19 protein-coding genes are annotated in these 17,710 nt (G+C 71.3%); 13 read left to right on the top strand and 6 right to left on the bottom strand.

Going from position 1 to position 17,710, the window contains the following annotated elements:
- Positions 1 to 102: 102 nt before the first annotated feature.
- The 4 genes from FXF51_RS37275 to FXF51_RS37260 all read right to left on the bottom strand — a co-directional run bounded on the left by FXF51_RS37275 (position 103) and on the right by FXF51_RS37260 (position 4,548).
- Positions 103 to 471, bottom strand: coding sequence for an Rv3235 family protein (locus tag FXF51_RS37275; RefSeq protein WP_148439421.1), 369 nt, complete (start codon positions 469 to 471; stop codon positions 103 to 105).
- Positions 472 to 649: 178 nt separating this feature from the next.
- On the bottom strand, positions 650 to 1,951 hold the full coding sequence (locus tag FXF51_RS37270; protein WP_148439420.1) for a PTS transporter subunit EIIC: 1,302 nt from the start codon (positions 1,949 to 1,951) through the stop codon (positions 650 to 652).
- Between the two features lie 321 nt (positions 1,952 to 2,272).
- Positions 2,273 to 3,592 carry a PTS transporter subunit EIIC gene (locus FXF51_RS37265; protein ID WP_148439504.1) on the bottom strand — a complete coding sequence of 440 codons (1,320 nt, stop codon included), beginning with the start codon at positions 3,590 to 3,592 and terminating at the stop codon, positions 2,273 to 2,275.
- Positions 3,593 to 3,807: 215 nt separating this feature from the next.
- Entirely contained in the window at positions 3,808 to 4,548 is a 741-nt protein-coding gene (locus tag FXF51_RS37260) for a GntR family transcriptional regulator (RefSeq protein ID WP_148439419.1), read from the bottom strand.
- Between the two features lie 115 nt (positions 4,549 to 4,663).
- On the opposite strand from FXF51_RS37260, the gene FXF51_RS37255 reads away from it, so the two are divergent.
- The 6 genes from FXF51_RS37255 to nagZ all read left to right on the top strand — a co-directional run bounded on the left by FXF51_RS37255 (position 4,664) and on the right by nagZ (position 9,798).
- Positions 4,664 to 5,698, top strand: a complete 1,035-nt coding sequence (locus FXF51_RS37255) for an SIS domain-containing protein (RefSeq protein WP_148439418.1) — start codon at positions 4,664 to 4,666, stop codon at positions 5,696 to 5,698.
- Positions 5,699 to 5,736: 38 nt separating this feature from the next.
- Positions 5,737 to 5,973, top strand: coding sequence for a glucose PTS transporter subunit EIIB (locus tag FXF51_RS37250; protein ID WP_148439417.1), 237 nt, complete (start codon positions 5,737 to 5,739; stop codon positions 5,971 to 5,973).
- 10 nt (positions 5,974 to 5,983) lie between these two features.
- Positions 5,984 to 6,430, top strand: coding sequence for a PTS glucose transporter subunit IIA (locus tag FXF51_RS37245; RefSeq protein WP_148439416.1), 447 nt, complete (start codon positions 5,984 to 5,986; stop codon positions 6,428 to 6,430).
- Between the two features lie 116 nt (positions 6,431 to 6,546).
- Positions 6,547 to 6,807 (top strand): HPr family phosphocarrier protein, encoded by a 261-nt coding sequence (locus tag FXF51_RS37240; RefSeq protein ID WP_148439415.1) that lies wholly within the window; start codon positions 6,547 to 6,549, stop codon positions 6,805 to 6,807.
- Positions 6,804 to 8,465 carry a phosphoenolpyruvate--protein phosphotransferase gene (ptsP, locus tag FXF51_RS37235; RefSeq protein ID WP_148439414.1) on the top strand — a complete coding sequence of 554 codons (1,662 nt, stop codon included), beginning with the start codon at positions 6,804 to 6,806 and terminating at the stop codon, positions 8,463 to 8,465. The genes FXF51_RS37240 and ptsP overlap by 4 nt, the downstream gene beginning before the upstream one ends.
- 52 nt (positions 8,466 to 8,517) lie before the next feature.
- Positions 8,518 to 9,798, top strand: a complete 1,281-nt coding sequence (gene nagZ / locus FXF51_RS37230; protein WP_148439413.1) for a beta-N-acetylhexosaminidase — start codon at positions 8,518 to 8,520, stop codon at positions 9,796 to 9,798.
- A gap of 7 nt (positions 9,799 to 9,805) precedes the next feature.
- On the opposite strand, the gene atpB is transcribed toward nagZ, so the two are convergent.
- Entirely contained in the window at positions 9,806 to 10,600 is a 795-nt protein-coding gene (gene atpB / locus FXF51_RS37225; RefSeq protein ID WP_148439412.1) for a F0F1 ATP synthase subunit A, read from the bottom strand.
- 141 nt (positions 10,601 to 10,741) lie between these two features.
- Between atpB and FXF51_RS37220 the strand changes: the two genes are divergently transcribed.
- The 5 genes from FXF51_RS37220 (at position 10,742) to FXF51_RS37200 (ending at position 14,097) form a co-directional block, all read left to right on the top strand.
- Positions 10,742 to 11,386, top strand: a complete 645-nt coding sequence (locus FXF51_RS37220; RefSeq protein WP_148439411.1) for an HAD family hydrolase — start codon at positions 10,742 to 10,744, stop codon at positions 11,384 to 11,386.
- An 80-nt stretch (positions 11,387 to 11,466) separates the two neighbouring features.
- The gene (locus FXF51_RS37215; protein ID WP_148439503.1) at positions 11,467 to 11,976 is read left to right on the top strand and encodes a DUF6912 family protein; all 510 of its coding nucleotides are present in this window, start codon (positions 11,467 to 11,469) and stop codon (positions 11,974 to 11,976) included.
- 104 nt (positions 11,977 to 12,080) lie between these two features.
- Positions 12,081 to 12,527 (top strand): DUF2690 domain-containing protein, encoded by a 447-nt coding sequence (locus FXF51_RS37210; protein ID WP_148439410.1) that lies wholly within the window; start codon positions 12,081 to 12,083, stop codon positions 12,525 to 12,527.
- Positions 12,528 to 12,608: 81 nt separating this feature from the next.
- Positions 12,609 to 13,235 carry an HAD family hydrolase gene (locus FXF51_RS37205; RefSeq protein WP_148439409.1) on the top strand — a complete coding sequence of 209 codons (627 nt, stop codon included), beginning with the start codon at positions 12,609 to 12,611 and terminating at the stop codon, positions 13,233 to 13,235.
- 154 nt (positions 13,236 to 13,389) lie between these two features.
- Positions 13,390 to 14,097 carry an HAD family hydrolase gene (locus FXF51_RS37200; protein WP_148439408.1) on the top strand — a complete coding sequence of 236 codons (708 nt, stop codon included), beginning with the start codon at positions 13,390 to 13,392 and terminating at the stop codon, positions 14,095 to 14,097.
- Between the two features lie 123 nt (positions 14,098 to 14,220).
- Here FXF51_RS37200 and FXF51_RS37195 read toward each other — a convergent pair whose 3' ends face one another.
- Positions 14,221 to 15,729, bottom strand: a complete 1,509-nt coding sequence (locus FXF51_RS37195) for a penicillin-binding transpeptidase domain-containing protein (RefSeq protein WP_262380078.1) — start codon at positions 15,727 to 15,729, stop codon at positions 14,221 to 14,223.
- A gap of 147 nt (positions 15,730 to 15,876) precedes the next feature.
- On the opposite strand from FXF51_RS37195, the gene FXF51_RS37190 reads away from it, so the two are divergent.
- Both FXF51_RS37190 and FXF51_RS37185 read left to right on the top strand, forming a co-directional pair.
- Positions 15,877 to 16,797 (top strand): LysR family transcriptional regulator, encoded by a 921-nt coding sequence (locus FXF51_RS37190; RefSeq protein ID WP_148439406.1) that lies wholly within the window; start codon positions 15,877 to 15,879, stop codon positions 16,795 to 16,797.
- 43 nt (positions 16,798 to 16,840) lie between these two features.
- On the top strand, positions 16,841 to 17,698 hold the full coding sequence (locus FXF51_RS37185; RefSeq protein ID WP_148439405.1) for a serine hydrolase: 858 nt from the start codon (positions 16,841 to 16,843) through the stop codon (positions 17,696 to 17,698).
- Positions 17,699 to 17,710 lie beyond the last annotated feature (12 nt).

The raw sequence follows: 17,710 nt of genomic DNA, 5'->3' as shown, positions 1-17,710 counted from the left end.
GGCGGTGGCGTGCTGGGCCGTTCCAGGAGGGTGGTGAGGGGTGAGGCCGTGCTGGGCCGGGCTAGGAGGGCGGTGAGGGGTGAGGCCGTCCTGGGCCGGTCGTCAGGCCGTTTCGAACTCGGTGCACAGCCACTGGCTGCCGTGGCGTTCCAGGCGCAGGGCCAGGACGTGGTTGCGGTCGCCGCAGTGGACGAGGGCGCACATCTCGATGGCGCCGTCCGTGGGCTGCTTCATGTGCACGCTGCCGGTGAACGGCGGGCGGCTGGCGTGGATCATCCGGCCGGCCCGTACCAGGTCCTGGTAGGCGCGCTCGGTGAGGCGGTCGGCCAGGATCTGGGGCGGGCGGCGGCCGGCCAGCACCTCCGCCAGGGCCTGGGTGAGGTGGCGCAGCTTGCGCTCGTCGGGTTGAGCGCCTGGCGGCCCCCAGGTCAAGGCGTTGAGTGCGAGGGCGCCATCGATCTCCGGGAACATGGGCTTCTCCGATTCTCTACCTGGAAGAAAGAGTCAATAGAAGGAGTTTTCGGTCCGGCTCAGGAATACAAAAAGCACCAACTTGTAAGCCTGCGGCCGGAGTTCGTCCGTCTTTGCGGGGATAGTTATCGCAAGTTGGCGGCGGTGCCGCGCCTTTCGGGCGCGGGAGCGGCGGGGTTTAGTGCGGTTCGGACGGCTCGCGCCCCGGGGTGGGTAGCTTGAGCCAGCGAATCAGTACCGTGAACAGGGCGTAGTAGAGCAGCAGGTACGCCAGGCCGAACCAGAGGATCAGGCCGAGGCCGTGCGTGTTGGACTTGCTGGCGTTCAGCAGCAGGTCGATGGCGCCGCCCGAGAACGTGAAGCCCAGGCGGGCGCCGAACTCGGCCATCACGGCCATCGACACGCCGGTCAGAAGCGCGTGGGCGGCGAAGAGCGCCGGGGCTACGAAGATGAACGCGAACTCCAGCGGCTCCGTGATGCCCGTGATGAAGGCCGTCAGCCCAGCCGACAGCATGATGCCGCCGACCGCCTTCCTGCGCTCCGGCGGGGCGGCACGCCACATCGCCAGCGCCGCCCCCAGCAGGCCGAACATCATGACGGGGAAGAAGCCCGTCATGAAGACGCCCGCGCCCTGCTCCCCGGCGAAGTAGCAGTTCAGGTCGCCTGTCGCGTCCCGGGTGGCGCCGTGCACGCCCGCGTGGCACTGCGGGACCGTGAACCAGACGATGGTGTTGAGAAAGTGGTGCAGGCCGATGGGGATGAGCAGGCGGTTGGCCACGCCGTAGAGGCCGGCCCCGGCCGTGCCGTGGGCGGAGAGCCAGTCGCCGGCCTGCTCCAGCCAGTCGCCGATCGGACGCCACAGCAGGCCGAACAGCACGCCCAGGAGCAGGGCGGCGACGGCGGTGATGATCGGGACGGAGCGGCGTCCGCCGAAGAAGGCCAGCCAGGACGGCAGCTTGACGCGGTGGAAGCGTTGCCAGAGAAGGGCGGCCGTGAGGCCGATGAGGATGCCGCCCAGGACGCCGGTGGGGTTCGGGGCTCCCAGGTCCAGCGCGGGGGCGCCGTCGCGGAGGACCACCGTGACCTTGGCGTGGACGGCGCCGCTGCCCGCGTCGAAGAAGAGGGTCTTGGTCACGTGGTCGAAGACGAGGTAGCCGACCAGGGCGGCGAGTGCGGTGGAGCCGTCCGACTTGCGGGCGAAGCCGATCGCGACGCCCACGGCGAACAGCAGCGGCAGGTTGCCGAACAGGGCGCCGCCCGCCGCCGCCATGACCTTGGCCACCGGCAGGAGCCACGGGAGCGCGCCGCCGAGGCCGGACGCGCCCAGCAGGTCGTCCTGGCCGAAGCGGTAGAGGAGGCCGGCGGCGGGCAGGACGGCGATGGGCATCATGAGGGAGCGGCCGATGCGTTGCAGCACGGCGAAGGCCGGCTGGGCCCGGGACGACGGCCGGGGGCGCGGTGGCGGGGCCGGTCGTTGCATGGCCGTGGTCACCCCCGCGGAAGTGCCGGACGTGGGGGTTCAGGGGATCACTACCCCGTGGTGGATCTCCGGGAAACGCCCGGGCGCGCGGCCCGCTCGGGTGCCTGGGTGGGTGGCACGGCTGGGCGGGCGTGCGGCTCGGGCGGGTGAGCCGCACGGCGGGCACCCTCGGGCGGGTGAGCCGCACGGCGGGCACGCTCGGGCGGACGGGTGAGCGGCGCGGTGGGCATGCTCGGGCGGGCGGGTGAGCGGCGCGGCGGGCATGCTCGGGCGGGCGGGCGCGTGGCCTGGCCGGGCGGGTGCGTGGCCCGTTCGGACGCGCTAGGTTTCGCCCGAGTCGAGGTCGGGCTCCGGTTCCCGGCCCGGCGTCATGAAGTTGAGCCTGCGGATCAGGAACGTGAACACGACGTAGTAGACCGCGCCGTAGACCACGCCGAGGATCAGGATCCCGGGCAGGTTCTCGGTGTTCGACTTGCTGGCGTTCAGGAGCAGGTCGAGCAGGCCGGCGGAGAAGCCGAAGCCGAGCTGCCCGCCGATCAGCGTGGTCAGCGCCATCGCCAGGCCCGTCAGGATGGCGTGGACGACCAGCAGCAGCGGCGCCACGAAGATGAAGGCGAACTCGATCGGCTCGGTGATGCCGGTCACGAACGAGGCCAGCGCCGCCGACAGCATGATGCCGCCCACGGTGGCGCGCCGGTGCGCGGGGGCCGCGCGCCACATGGCCAGCGCGGCGGCGGGCAGCGCGAACATCATGACGGGGAAGAAGCCGGCCATGAACTGGCCGGAGTGCGGGGCGCCGCCGAAGTAGCAGTTCCAGTCGCCGCCCAGCACCTTGCCGCCGACGTCGCACTGCGGCACCACGTACCAGACCACGGAGTTGACGAAGTGGTGCAGGCCGAGGGGGATGAGCAGGCGGTTGATCAGGCCGTAGATGCCGGTGCCGATGGGGCCGATGGCGGCCAGGGCCTCGCCGGCGTGGCGGATCCACTCGCCGATCACGGGCCAGAGCCAGCCGAAGGCCACGCCCAGGAGCAGGGCCACGATGGAGGTGATGATGGGCACGAAGCGCCGGCCGCCGAAGAAGGCCAGCCACGAGGGCAGCTTGATGCGGTGGAAGCGCTGCCACAGCAGCGCGGTGACCAGGCCGATGACGATGCCGCCGAGCACCTTGGTGGGGTTCTGGACGCCGTTGTCGACGATCTCCCTGATGCCCTGGGCGTCGGCCACCTTGACGGCGACGGTGTCCCGGATGTCGGAGCCGAAGAACATGACCTTGGTGACCCGGTCGAAGACGAGGTAGCCGACGACGGCGGCGAGTGCGGTGGAGCCGTCCGACTTGCGGGCGAAGCCGATCGCGACGCCCACGGCGAACAGCAGTGGCAGGTTGTCGAACAGCGCCGCGCCGGCGGCGGCCAGGACGGCGGCGACCTCGTTCATCCAGGCCATGCCGGCGACGTCGGCCAGGCCGCCCGGCTCCGCGCCGTTGGAGCCGAGCATGTCGGGCTGGCCGAAGCGTTGCAGCAGGGCGGCCGCGGGCAGCGCGGCGATGGGCAGCATGAGGGAGCGGCCCAGCCGCTGGAGCACGGTCATCACGCGAGCGAGCGGCGAAGGCCGGGCGGTGGCAGAGGGGGTTTCGTTCACGTGCTCATTCACCGGGCGTTCCTCCAAGGCGTGGAAGTGCCAGGAGTCATGTGAGGCGCCGGACGGGGCGGCTCGGCGGCCGAGTCTGGCGGAGATCGGGGCGGGGCTCAAGAGCCGCGCTTGGTCGAAGGTCGGGGACGACCTCAAGGGCCGCGCTTGGTCGAAGGTCAGGGACGACCTCAAGGGCCGCGCCTGGTGATGGTCAGGGACGGGGGTCAGCCACGGCGGCCGGGCATTTCGAGGATGGTGCGTAGCTGGTAGCGGTCGGCGCGGTAGGTGGAGACGCCCAGTTCGGCGCAGACCCCGCCGGAGAACGACCGCCGTTGCAGCAGCAGCACGGCCCCGCCGCGCGGCAGCTTCAGCAGGTCGGCGTCGCTGGGGTCGGCGATGCCGCCGTCGATGGTGAGCTCTCCGGCGTCCATGACGAGCCCGTAGCGCCGCTCCAGCAGCTCATACAGTGATTTGTCGGACAAGTCGTGGTCGGCCAGGTCGGGGGCGAGCTTGACCGGGATGTGAGCCCGTTCGATGGACAGCGGCTCGCCGTCGGCCGTACGCAGGCGCTCGATGAAGTGCACCTCCTCGCCCGGCTGGATCCCCAGCTCCTTGGCCAGGTGCGCGCTCGCCCGCACGACGCGGCGGTCGAGGTCGCGCGAGCCGGGGATCATGCCGCGCGCCCGCATGTCGTCGGTGAACGACGTGAGCTGCAGCGCCAGCTCGATCTTCGGCCGGGCCACGAACGTGCCCTTGCCGGGCACGCGGTGCAGGCGTCCCTCGGACACGAGGTGGTCGACGGCCTGCCGTACGGTCATCCTGGACAGGCCGAAGCGCTGGCAGAGCTCGCGCTCGGACGGGATGGCCGCTCCGATGCCGAACTCGTCGCTGTCGATGAGGTCCAGCAGGATCTCGCGAAGCTGGAAGTACTTGGGCACCGGGCTGTCCGGATCGATGTGCGCCACGGATCCTCCCCTCGTCTCTACCTGGGCAATGGGCTATGGTTCGTACTGGTCTAGTCCGGACTAGACCACATGTCGCGAAAGACGGTCAAGTCTGAACCCGAGGGATGAGCCGAAGATGACCACCAAGATGCGCAGCGAGATCGCCGAGCAGCCGACCGCGCTGCGGGCCACGCTGGACGCGCTGCTCCCCAAGATCGACGAGATCAGGGCCATGGGCGAGCAGACTCGCCAGTTGCTGTTCATCGCGCGCGGCACCTCCGACAACGCAGCAGTGTACGGCCGCTACCTGGTCGAATCGCACGCCGGACGCCTGTCCGCGCTGGCGGCGCCGTCGATCGCGACCACGTACAAGCGCAAGCTGGACCTCGACGGGGTGCTGGCCGTGGCCATCTCGCAGTCCGGCAGGACCGAGGAGATCGTCGAGACGCTGGCCTGGGCCAAGGACTGCGGCGCGCGGACCGTTGGCGTCACCAACGGCGGCGAGCGGAGCCCGCTGGCGCAGGCGGCCGACGTGGCCCTGTGCACGGTGGCGGGCGAGGAGAAGGCCGTTCCCGCGACGAAGACGTACACGACGCAGCTCGCGGCGCTGGCCGTGCTCGCGATCGGCCTGGGCGCCGACGTGGACGTGGACGAGCTGCGCCGGGTGCCCGAGGCCGTGGAGAAGCTGATCGCGGAGCCGGGTGACATCGAGGCCGTGGTCGAAGGGCTGGCCGACAAGCCGGGTGTGGTGGTGTCCGGGCGCGGGCTGGCGTTCTCGACGGCGCTGGAGACCGCGCTGAAGCTCAAGGAGGCCTGCTACCTGCACGCCATGGGCCTGTCGTACGCCGACCTGCTGCACGGCCCGATCGCCGTGGTGGACGCCGACACGCCGGCGCTGCTGGTGGCGGCCGAGCACAGCCCCACGTTGCAGGGCACGATCGCGCTGGCCGAGCGGGTGGTGGCGGCGGGGGCGGCGGCGTACACGATCGGTGGCGGCGGCGCGCTCGCGCAGGCGGGCACGGCCGCGCTGAACGGCCCCGACCTGCCCGAGTGGCTGGCCCCGATGGGCCTGATCATCCCAGGGCAGCTCCTCACCGAGGCGCTGGCCCGCCGGCTCGGCATCGACCCCGACGCGCCGCGGGGCCTGAACAAGGTCACCCAGACCGACTGATCTAGCCTGGTCAGAGTGCTAATCCTAGGGAGGTCCGGATGGCGGCGGACGTGAACGCGATCATCGCCGGGCTGGGCGGCGCCGACAACATCATCGACATCGAGCCCTGCATCACCCGCCTGCGTACGGAGGTGCGCGACGCCTCGAAGGTCGACCAGTCGGCCCTCAAGGCGGCGGGCGCCCACGGCGTGATGGCCGCGGGCAACGTGGTGCAGGTCGTCGTCGGGCCGGAGGCGGACACGATCGCCAGCGACATCGAGGATGTCATCGGCTGAGGGCGAGACCATGACGACTGTTCTCGCCCCGATGGAGGGGACGGCTGTGGGGCTGGCGGCCGTGCCCGACCCGGTGTTCTCCGCGGGCATGGTCGGGCCGGGAACGGCGATCGACCCGCTGCGGGGGCCAGGCAAGGCCGTGGCTCCCATAGCGGGAAAGATAATGAAACTGCACCCGCACGCGTACGTCATCGTGGGGGACGACGGCAAGGGCGTGCTGGTGCACCTGGGGATCGACACGGTCCAGCTCAAGGGGTCGGGCTTCCAGCTCCTGGCCGCCGAGGGCGACCGGGTGAGCGTGGGCCAGCCGGTGGTGGCGTGGGATCCGTCGGCCATCGAGGCGGGCGGCCGATCGCCGGTCTGCCCGGTCGTCGCGCTCGACGCGCTTTCCGACGAGCTTACGGGGGTAGCTGAGGGGTCGGTGCACGTCGGGGACGAGCTCTTCAGATGGGGGTAGCGGCCGTTCGCCCGAGATCGGGTTCACCCGGCACAATGAACGGGTTGTCCGTGTTTACCGCGATGACGGATGAAGTCCGGCCGGTATGGACCGGTGTGAGAAGGAGGAGCAGCAAGATGGGTGAGCGCAAGGTCACCGTGGCGGCGGAGGTAGGGCTGCACGCCCGCCCCGCGGCGACGTTCGTCCAGCGGGCCAAGCTGGCCCCGATGGACATCACGGTGGCGAAGTCCCACGGCGGTGGGCCGGTCAACGGCAAGAGCATTCTCGCGATCATGGCGCTCGACGTCCGTCAGGGCGAGTCCGTGGTGATCAGCGCGGAGGGCGACGGTGCCGACGAGGTGCTGGACGAGCTAGCGAAGATCGCCAGTACGCCATGAACCTCAGGGGGGTGGGGGTCAGCCCGGGAATCGGGCACGGGCCCTCGTACGTTCTGACCGTCTCTGTGCCCGAACCCCCCGAGGGCGCCACCTACACCGGTGAGGCGGAGCAGGAGAAGGAGCGCGCGATGGCCGCGCTCACGCAGGTCGCGGGCGAGCTGGAGGCCCGCGGCAACCAGGCGGGTGGCGAGGCCGAGGAGATACTCAAGGCCCAGGCGCTGATGGCCGAGGACCCCGGCCTGGTCGTGAAGGTGAGATCACTGATCGACCGCGGTCTGGCCGCCCCCAGGGCGGTCTTCGAGGCCTTCACGAAGTACCGCAACGTGCTCCAGGGCTCCGGCGGCTACCTGGGCGAGCGGGCCGCCGACGTGGGCGACATCAGGGACCGGGTGATCGCGCTGCTCAACGGGCAGGCCATGCCGGGGTTGCCGCTGGCGCCTGAGGAGCCGTACGTGCTGGTCGCCAAGGACCTCGCGCCCGCCGACACCGCGCTGCTGTCCAGGGACGACGTGGTCGCGTTCGTCACCGAGGAGGGCGGCCCGACCAGCCATACGGCGATCATGGCCAGGGCCATGGGGGTGCCCGCCGTCGTGGCCTGCCCGGGCGCGACGAGCGTCCCGCCGGGCGTGCGGGTGATGGTGGACGGCACCTCCGGCGACGTACGCGTGGAGCCCGCCGACTCCGACGTGGCCGACGCGGTCGGCGCCGCCACGGCCAGGCAGGCCGCGCTCGCGTCGTGGACAGGACCGGGCGGCACGGCCGACGGGCACCCGGTGCCGCTGCTGGCCAACGTGGGCGGCCCGGCCGAGCTCGACGCCGCCGTGGCCGCGGGGGCCGAGGGCGTCGGTCTGTACCGGACCGAGTTCCTCTACCTCGACCGGCCCGAACCGCCCTCCGCCGAGGAGCAGGAGCGTGCCTACCGGGCGGCGCTGGAGGCGTTCCCCGGCGGCAAGGTGGTGGTGCGGACGCTCGACGGCGGCGCCGACAAGCCGCTGGCGTTCCTGCCCGCGGCCGCCGAGCCGAACCCGGCGCTGGGAGAGCGGGGGCTGCGCAGGTTCGCGCGCCACCCCGAGGTGATGGACGTCCAGCTCGGCGCGCTGGCGGCGGCCGGCGGGGTGTCGGTGATGGCGCCGATGGTGGCCACGGCCGAGGAGGCCGCCTGGTTCGCAGGGGAGTGCCGCGACAAGGGGCTGACGGACGTCGGCGTGATGATCGAGGTCCCGTCCGCCGCGCTGCGCGCCGCCGACCTGCTGGCCAGGGTGGACTTCGTCTCGATCGGCACCAACGACCTGAGCCAGTACGCCTTCGCCGCCGACCGCCAGCTCGGCGCCGTGAGCGGGATGCACGACCCGTGGCAGCCCGCCCTGCTCGACCTGATCGCCACCACCGCCTACGCGGCGGCGCGGGCGGACAAGCCGTGCGGGGTCTGCGGCGAGGCCGCGGCCGATCCGGCGCTGGCCTGCGTGCTGGTCGGGCTCGGCGTGTCGTCGTTGTCGATGGCGCCTTCCGCGCTGGCCGCCGTACGCGCGGGGCTGGCCGCGCACACGCTGGAGCAGTGCGAGGCGGCGGCCGACGCGGCACGCGCACGATCTTCGGCGGCTGAGGCGCGGGAGGAGGCCCGCGCTCACCTGCCAGGACTCGGCGGTCTGGGGTTGTAGCCGAATGAGAGCGCGGCCCCGGCGGGGTCGTCGTCTGGATACCTTTGGAGTCATGCTTCGACGGATCGGCACGACAGGGCTTCTGGTGATCGCGCTCACCGCGTGCGGCGGTGGCGGCGGCTCGGCGGAGGTGACGCCGAGCGGAGGCAAGGCCGCCCCGCCGGCGCAGAGCACCGCCCCTGCCCCGAGCACCGCCCCGGCGCAGAGCCCCGTGCAGCGGGTGCTGGCGAGGATGAGCGTCGAGGAGAAGGTCGGCCAGCTCTTCATGCCCGTCCTGTACGGCACCGCCGCCGACACCGTCTCCGGCGAGAACCAGGCCAGGTACGCCGCCCAGACCCCGGCCAAGGTGATCGCGAAGTACCACCTGGGCGGCGTCATCCTGTTCCCGCAGAACGTCAGGAGCACCGGCCAGGTCGTCGGCCTGACCAACGGCATGCAGCGGGCCTCGAAGAAGGTGCCGCTGCTGATCGGCACCGACCAGGAGAACGGCCTGGTCTCCAGGATGTCCGCGCTGATGACCGACTTCCCGGGCGCGGCGGAGATCGGCGCGACCAAGGACACCGGCCTGGCGCGGGAGGTGGCCGAGGCGACCGGTGAGGAACTGCGGGCGCTGGGCGTCAACCTCGACTTCGCCCCGGTCGCCGACGTCAACGTCAACCCGCGCAACCCGGTCATCGGCCGCCGCGCCTACGGCGATGATCCGCAGAAGGTGGCCAAGATGGTGTCCGCGGCGGTCAAGGGGTTCGCCGACGCGAAGATCGCCGCCACCGCCAAGCACTTCCCCGGCCACGGTGACACCTCCGTCGACAGCCACACCGGGCTGCCGGTGATCAAGCACACCAAGGCGGAGTGGGAGCGCATCGACGCGCCGCCGTTCAAGGCCGCGATCGCCGCCGGGGTGGACGCGGTGATGAGCGCCCACCTCGTCTTCCCCAAGCTCGACCCGTCGGGCGACCCGGCGACGCTGTCCAAGCCCATCCTGACCGGCCTGCTCAGGGAGAAGCTCGGGTTCAAGGGCGTGATCTCGACGGACGCGCTGAACATGGCGGGCGTGCGCAAGAAGTACAACGACGGGGAGATCGCGGTGCGGGCCGTGCTGGCCGGAGCCGACCTGCTGCTCATGCCGAACGACCTGCCCAGGGCGTACAACGCGGTGCTGGCGGCGGTGAAGTCGGGCCGGATCTCCAAGGAGCGCCTCGACCAGTCGGTCACCCGGCTGCTGACGTTGAAGCAGACCAGGGGGCTGCTGACCGAGGCGCCCGTGGCCTCCGCGGAGCGGGCGGCCGAGGTGCTGCGCTCGCCGGAGCACCGCAAGCTCGCCGCCCGCGCCTGAGAGGGGGTCAGTGCGAGCCGTGCAGGCCGCTGGCGATGTACATGGCGGCGAGCATGGCGAACAGGAACGCCTGCAAGAACATGATGAACATCTCGAAGGCGGTGATCAGGACGGTCATCGCCACCCCCAGCACGCCCAGGGCCGCGCCGAGCGGCGACAGTTGCTCGAACAGGAACCAGAAGCCCACCGAGGCGAAGAACGCCACGAGGAGGTGGCCCGCGAACATGTTCGCGAACAACCGGATGAAGTGGGTGAACAGCGAGGTGAGGAAGACCTCGGCGAGGATCAGCGGGGCGTAGATGCCGTACGCCCAGCCGGGCAGGCCCTCCAGGTACACGACGCCCCGCAGGTACCCGCGCACGCCGTGGTGGCGCACGCCGAGGTAGACCTTGATGGCGTACACGGTGAACGCCAGCACGGCGGGGAAGGCGATGTAGGCGGCGGCGGGGAACTGGATGAGCGGGATGACGCCCATCAGGTTCCAGACGAGCACGGTGAGGAAGATCGTCAGGAGCAGGCCCATCCAGCGGTCGGAGTCCTTGCCGAGGTTGGGCTTGGCGACGTGCTCGCGTACGAAGTCGTAGGCGTACTCGCCGAGGTTCTGCCAGCCCCGTGGCACGATCTTCGGTTTGGCGAACGCGGCCCAGCAGAGGGCGATGACCACTACCGAGCTCAGCATGACGATGAGGACCGGTTTGGTGAGCCATTCCGGTCCGCCGGGGATGATGGGGGCGAATTCGAAGAGTTCGGTGCCCGGAGCGGTCCACTCTTCAGGGGAGGTGATCAGGATCGTCGTCCGCACGGCGGTCCCTTCTGGGTAGCGACTAACGCTGGAAGGTCACCTTAACGGGATATTTCAGACGTCCTTTTTTAAGGGTTATTTCGGGGTAATTGTAGGTGCATTCCGGTAAAAGTCGTATCTGTGACGCTCTACCCTAGAACGATGGTTACGGGTGTGCTCATCGACTGGGGCGGCGTGCTGACGACCAGCCTCTCCGACTCCATCGCCCGATGGATCGCGGCCGACAGGATCGACGCCGACCGCTACTACACCGTGATGCGCGAGATGATCGACCACGCCTACCAGGGCGGTGACGGGGAGAGCCTCGTGCACGCGCTCGAACGGGGCGAGATCGACGGGGCCGCCTTCGAGAGCGACCTCGCCGCCCGGCTGCTGACCGTGGACGGCGTGCCGCCGGTCGCCGCAGGGCTGCTCGACCGCATGTTCGCCGGCTTCGAACGGGTCGAGGCCATGTACGACATGCTCCGCGACGTGCGCGGCAACGGCGTCAAGACCTGCCTGCTGTCCAACTCCTGGTCCAACACCTACCCGCGCGACGACTGGGACGAGGTCTTCGACGCCGTCGTGATCTCCGGCGAGGTCGGCATGCGCAAGCCGGAGCCGCGCATCTTCCAGCACGCGCTCGGCCGGATCGGCCTCACCGGCGAGGACTGCGTGTTCATCGACGACATCGAGGCCAACATCGTCGCCGCCCGCGCGCTCGGCATCGCCGGGATCCACCACCGCGACGCGGCCACCACCATCGCCGAGATGGAGACCCTGCTGCGGCTCACGTTGCGCAGATAACCTGTCGATGCCGTTGTGACCAGGCCCTATCAGTAGGGTGACGGGTATCTGGTGCGCCCACGATGATGGAAAGGTTCGTCATGCGCGTCTATCTGCCGTGCACTCTTCCGGCCCTGGCCGCGGCGGTCGAGGCCGGGGAGCTGGGCCCCGCCCCGCTGACCGGCTACGCGGTGACGCCCGCGCTGATCGAGTGGTACGCCTCGGGCGACACCGAGGAGCTCGAGTATGTCGCGCTCACCGAGGCGGCCCGCGCCTCCCTGCGCATGCTCGCCGCCGACCGCGCCGACGGCGTCGAGGCCGCGCCCCGCCGCGTGGTGGTCGCCGCCGAGGTGCCGGAGCGCTCCGCCACGGTCGGCGTCGAACTGGAGGAACGCGCCAGGGTACGGCTCGCCGCGCCGATCCCGATGGCCAAGGTGGCCGCCGTGCACGTCGACGACGAGTATGCCGTGGCCGACATCGAGGCCGCCGTCGCCGCGCTGCCCGCCTCCGACGAGGGCGACGACGACGCGCGGTTCACCGTGGACGGCGCCGAGGCGCACGAGCTCATGTGGTACGCGACCCAGGAGATCCCCGACCTGCTGCGGCCATAACGGTGCGATTACGGACGGGCGTGGTTTCCGATACCGCCGGGCCGGATCTCGCTAGGGTCACGACCCAGCAAGATTTGTCTGACTGAAGGAGTCGGTTCCACGTGATGCGTCGAGTCGCAGCGATCGCTGTGGGTGCGGTGACGCTCCTGGCCGGTACGACAGCGCAGGCCCAGGCGGCCACGCTCAAGCCGTACGACCACCAGGACCCCTACCGGTCGGGTTGCGGCAACGCGGCCAGGGTCGTCAAGAGCGCGAAGATCAACAGTCGGGCCAACGGCCAGGTCGGCACGATCAAGCTCATGTGGTCCGGCAAGTGCCAGACCAACTGGATCGAGGTCAAGACGGCCACCTCCGCGAGCGGCACCATCAAGGTCTACACCGCGGACGGCCGGTCCGGCTCGTTCAGGTTCAAGGCCGGCAACGGCGGCCGCCACTGGGGCGACATGCTCTGGGCCAAGGACATGTGCGCCTGGGGCAGCGTGTTCGTCCAGTGGAACGGCGGCAATGGCGGCCAGAACGGCTCCGGCACCACGGGCAAGGCCTGCAGGTAGCGGCGACGGGGGCTGTGGCCGCGCCGTCGCAGCCCCCGGTTCATCAGATTGTCACACCGGCCATTTAGGCTGGGAGGTGACATGACAAAGCACATCATCTGGGATTGGAACGGCACGCTCTTCCACGACTCCCACGCCGTGGTCGCAGCCACAAACGAGATCTTCCGACCGTACGAGCTGCCTGAGCTGACACTGGACGGCTTCCGCGCCGTCTTCACCCGCCCCATCTGGGTCGCCTACGAGCGCCTGCTCGGCCGCCCGCTCGCCGACGGCGAGTGGCAGCTCCTCGACGACGGCTTCCACGAGCACTACTTCAAACTGTGCGACGTGTGCGAGCTGGCCGCGGGCGCCGAGGTCATCCTCTCCACCTGGACGGGCACGCAGTCGCTCTGCTCGATGGCCCCGCACGCCCACCTGGTGCCCAAGGTCGAGTCGTTCGGCATCACCCGGCACTTCACCAGGATCGACGGCCTCACCGGCGCCACCGGCGGCGGCAAGGCCGCCCACATGACCGCGCACATCGAGGCCATCGGCGTCGATCCAGGCGAGGTCCTGGTGATCGGCGACAGCGTGGACGACGGCCTCGCCGCCAAGCACGTCGGGGCCAAGGCGGTGCTCTACACCGGTGGCATGACCACCAGGGCCGAGCTGGAGGAGACGGGGCTGCCGGTCGTCGACCGGCTCGCCGACGCGCTCGACCACGTCTGAGCATCGCCCGACCTGCTCGTGAGCGTCGCTCGACCTGCTCGTGAGCGTCGCTCGACCACGCCTGCGCATGCCGTAATCGCTCAGGCGGGGGCCGGGCGGCGGCGCCGGCCTTACCCTTGCAGGGACCCCTCAGGAGGCTGCCATCAACCGCCTTGTGCTCTGGAACGTCGATCTGACGCTCGTCGACGTCGCCATCGTGACCAGAGACGCCTACGCCGAGGCGTTCCGCGTCGTGACCGGGCGGCCCCTGGTCAAGCTCGTCCCCCCGGCGGGCCGCCCCGACTCCGAGATCGTCTTCGAGACGCTCGCCGTCAACGGCATCGTGGCCGAGGACGACCACCTGCCCCGCTTCCTGTCCGCCCTCGCCATGGCCTTCGCCGACCGGCGCGGGCGGCTGGCCGAGGACGGGCGGATGATGCCCGGAGCCAAGGCGGCGCTCAAGGCCGTGTCGCGGCTCGACGGGGTGACGCAGACGGTGCTGACCGGGACCATCAGGGCCAACGCCGTGCACAAGCTGAAGGCGTTCGGGCTCGACAAGTACGTCGACTTCGAGCTCGGGGGGTATGGCGAGGAGGTCTATCCCAAGGCGACCCTGCTGCAGGTGGCGCAGTCGCGGGCCAAGCAGCGGGTGGGGGCGGTGTTCACGGCGGCCAACACCGTGGTGATCGGGGACTCTGCGCGGGACGTGCAGGCTGCCAAGATCGGTGGGGCCGGGATGATCGGGGTGGCCTCGGGGCGGTCGATGGCGTCCGAGTTGCGGGAGGCCGGGGCCGATGTGGTGCTGCCCGATCTGTCGAACGCGTCCGAGGTGGTGGCGGCGGTCGCGGCCCTGACGGCGCCGCTGGACCGCGCGGCACGCTGACGGCCTGCGCCCCCCCGCGCCCCCGCGCCCCCGCGCCCCCGCGCCCCCGCGCCCGCACGTCCTGCCCGGCACGTCCTGCCCGCACGCCTTGCCCGCACGCCGCGCCCGCGTGGGGCGTCGGGCTCAGGGCAGGGCGCGCAGGAAGCGGGCCGCGATCGGGGCGGCGACGGCCGACCCCGCGCCCCCGCCCTCGACGATGACCGAGAACGCCACATCCCCCTGATACCCGATGAACCACGAGTGCGCGGGCGGCTCCTTGCCGGACCCGTACTCCGCCGTTCCCGTCTTCCCAGCCGTGCCGGCGGGAAAGCTGCCCCCGTGGGCGGTGCCGTCCGTGACGACGGCGGGCATGAGCCGGCGCAGGGCCTTGACCACGGAACTCTCCAGCGGCCGGGGATCGGCCGGCTGCCCGCCGGGGACGGGCTCGCCGGTGACGAGCCGGGGCGGGATGTAGGAGCCGGAGGCGATGGCGGCGGCGACCGAGGCCATGTTGAGCGGGCTCGCCAGCACCCGCCCCTGCCCGATGGAGGCGGAGGCGAGGTCCGTGTCGTCCTTGGGGTCGGGGAACTCGGCGCGCACGGCGGGCACGCCCGGCGTGATGGCGGTGCCGAAGCCGAAGCTCCTGGCGACCTGGCCGAGCCGCCCGCCGTTCAGCTCGGCGACGCTCATCTCGCCGAACGTGGTGTTGCAGGAGTGCGCGAACGCGTCGCGGAACGACAGCGTGCCGAAGTCCTCGAAGCCGGCGTTGTGGAAGGGGAAGCCGCCGATGTTCTTCTCGGCAGGGCAGGCGACCTGCCGGTCCGGCTCGACGCCGTCGGCGACCAGCGCGGAGGCTGTGACGACCTTGAAGGTGGAGCCGGGCGGGTACTTGCCGAGCAGCGCCCGGTTGAACCCGCCCGGCGCGTTGACCACGGCCAGCATCTCCCCGGTCGAGGCGCGCAGCGCGACCAACGAGGCCGGCTTGTCTACGCCCTGCAGCGCCTCGGCCCCCGCCCGGTGCACCTTCAGGTCGATGGTGGTCTGGATGGGCTCTTTGCCCGCCTGTTGCGCGGCGACGGTCTTGACGGGCTTGTCGCCCTGGTAGAGGTCGATCCTGGTGCGGGACAGCGCCGCGAAGCGGTCGGGGAAGGTCTGCTTCATGCCTTCGACGAGCTGCTGCGCCGAGCCGGGCGCGTTCGCGTCGTTGAGGTTCGTGCCGTCGGCGGCCAGGACGCGCACCGGTTCGCCCTGCTGCGTGATCAGCTTGAGCGACATGCCCTTCTTCAGCAGGGGGTGCAGGGTGGCGGGGCTCCAGGCGACCTTCCAGGCGCGGTCACGTTCGACGAGCTTGAGCTTGCCGTCGTAGGTCCAGGCGCGGCCGCCGGCGAGGGCGGCCTGGAAGGGGACGGCGTCGCCGTCAGGCTCGCCGTCCGGGCGGAAGGCGGCACGGTTGGCCTTGAGGTCGGTGAGGAAGCGCCGGTGCAGGCGTTCGAAGTCGGTGGGCGGGTCCGCGACCAGCGCCCGCATCGCCGCGTAGTCCTGGACGGACCAGGCGGCCAGGTACTGCTCGGCCGTCTCCTCGGGCGAGCCCTCGACCCGCAGTGCCCAGATGACGCCGCCCGCCACGAGGGCCGGGATCAGGAGCGCCGCCACGAGCCACGGCCACCGCCTTCGCCGCCGTCTGCCATAGATTCTCCCCGTTTGTGGTGCCATGCCGGAGAGAACACCAGAGGTCCCAGCGTGGTGTCCAATATTGATATGACCGCTTCATAGATATAAATCTGGATATAGTGGCTGGTCATGGACCTGGTCCGGCATCTGCGCTACTTCATCGTGGTCGCCGAGGAACTGCACTTCGGCAACGCGGCGATCCGGCTCGGCATGGCCCAGCCGCCGCTCAGCCAGCGCATCAAGCGGCTGGAGGAGGAGCTGGGCGTGCGGCTGTTCGACCGCTCGGCCCGCCAGGTCAGGCTCACCGAGCCGGGCCGCCTCCTGCTCGGCGAGGCCCGCGAGATCGTCGGCCGCGTGGACCGGCTGCACGAGCTGGCCAGGCAGGGCGGCCGCGGCACGGTGCTGAAGGTCGGGGTGCCGCCCGACCTGGCCGCGACGGTGCTGGCCGCCCTCGTCGCGGCCTTCCGCGAGAGCAGCCCCGAGGTACGCCTCGCGCCCGCCGAGGTCTGGACCGCCGACCAGGTGACGGCGCTGGCCGAGGGCACGATCGACGTCGGCCTCGTCCGCCACCCCGTGGCCGCGCCCGGCCTGACGTTCGGCAAGGTCCTGGTGCAGGCGCAGGGCGTGCTGCTCGCCGAGCGCGACCCGCTGGCGGGCGTCGGCGAGGTACACCTGGCCGACCTGGCGGGCCGCGACCTGCTGATGCCGCCCAAGGAGGGCGAGCCGGGCTGGCGCGCCGAGGTGCTGACCGAGTGCCGCCGCCACGGCTTCGTGCCCGCCCAGGTGCACGACGGCGCGGGGCTCGGGCTGGTGCTGGCCGGGGCGGCGGTGGCGTTCGGGCCGAGGATGGAGCTGCCGGGGCTGACCTGGAGGCCGCTGCTAGGCTCGCCGATCACGAGCCGGGTCTCCACCGCCTGGCGCGCGCTGACGCCCGCGTCCGCCGACTTCTCGGCCGCGGCCGTACGTACGTTGAAGGAGAGCGCCGGGATGACCGACGAGGGCGCCGCGCCCGTGCGGCGGGTCAGCCGCAGGCCGGGGATGCTGGCATGAGCGCGCCCGTGCGGCGGGTCAGCCGCAGGCCGGGGATGCCGGCATGAGCGCGCCCGCCTTCGACCGGCTCTTCCGGGCCGCCGGCGTCACCGGCTGGCTGTACGCGGCCGACATCGACACCGGGCACGAGATCGGCCACGGCGCCGACGACCCGATGCCCACGGCCTCGATGTACAAGGTGCCGCTGCTGGTGACGCTCGCCCGGCACGCCGACGCCGGGCTGCTCGCGCTCACCGACAGGGTCACCGTGACCTCGCACGACCGGGTGTCCGGGCCGACCGGGCTCTCCCCGATGTGCGACGACGTGACGATCTCGCTGCGCGACCTGGCGTACCTGATGATCGCCGTGAGCGACAACACGGCGGCCGACAAGCTGCTGGCCCAGGTCGGGCTGGACGCGGTCAACGCCACCGTGCGGGAGCTCGGGCTGGACGGCACCCGGGTCGTGCAGAGCGCCAGGGAGATGAACGACAGCATGGGCCGCGACACCGGCCACGCGTGGCCGTTCGTGGACCCGGACGACATCGCCAAGCTGAGCGCGCTCGACCCCGCCCGCGCCAACCGCAGCACCGCGCGGCAGATGGCGGAGCTGTTCGGGATGATCTGGCGGGACGAGGCGGCCACCGCGCGGTCGTGCGCGTGGATGCGCGGCGTGTTCAACATGCAGGTGTGGCCGCACCGGCTGGCCTCCGGCTTCCCGTACGACGACGTGGCCGTCAGCGGCAAGACCGGCACGCTGCCGACGCTGCGCTGCGAGTCCGGCGTCGTGGAGTACCCCGACGGCGGCCGGTACGCGGTCTCGGTCTTCACCCGTTCCTTCAGCACCGCGCTCAACCAGCCGCGCGCCGACGCGGTGATCGGCACGGCCGCGCGTATGGCGGTGGACCACCTACGGAGGTAGCAAGTTATGGGG

The organism is Nonomuraea sp. PA05, from assembly GCF_008086045.1.
GTDB classification, from domain to species: Bacteria; Actinomycetota; Actinomycetes; order Streptosporangiales; family Streptosporangiaceae; genus Nonomuraea; species Nonomuraea monospora.
This window is presented reverse-complemented; position numbering and strand designations above follow the sequence as displayed.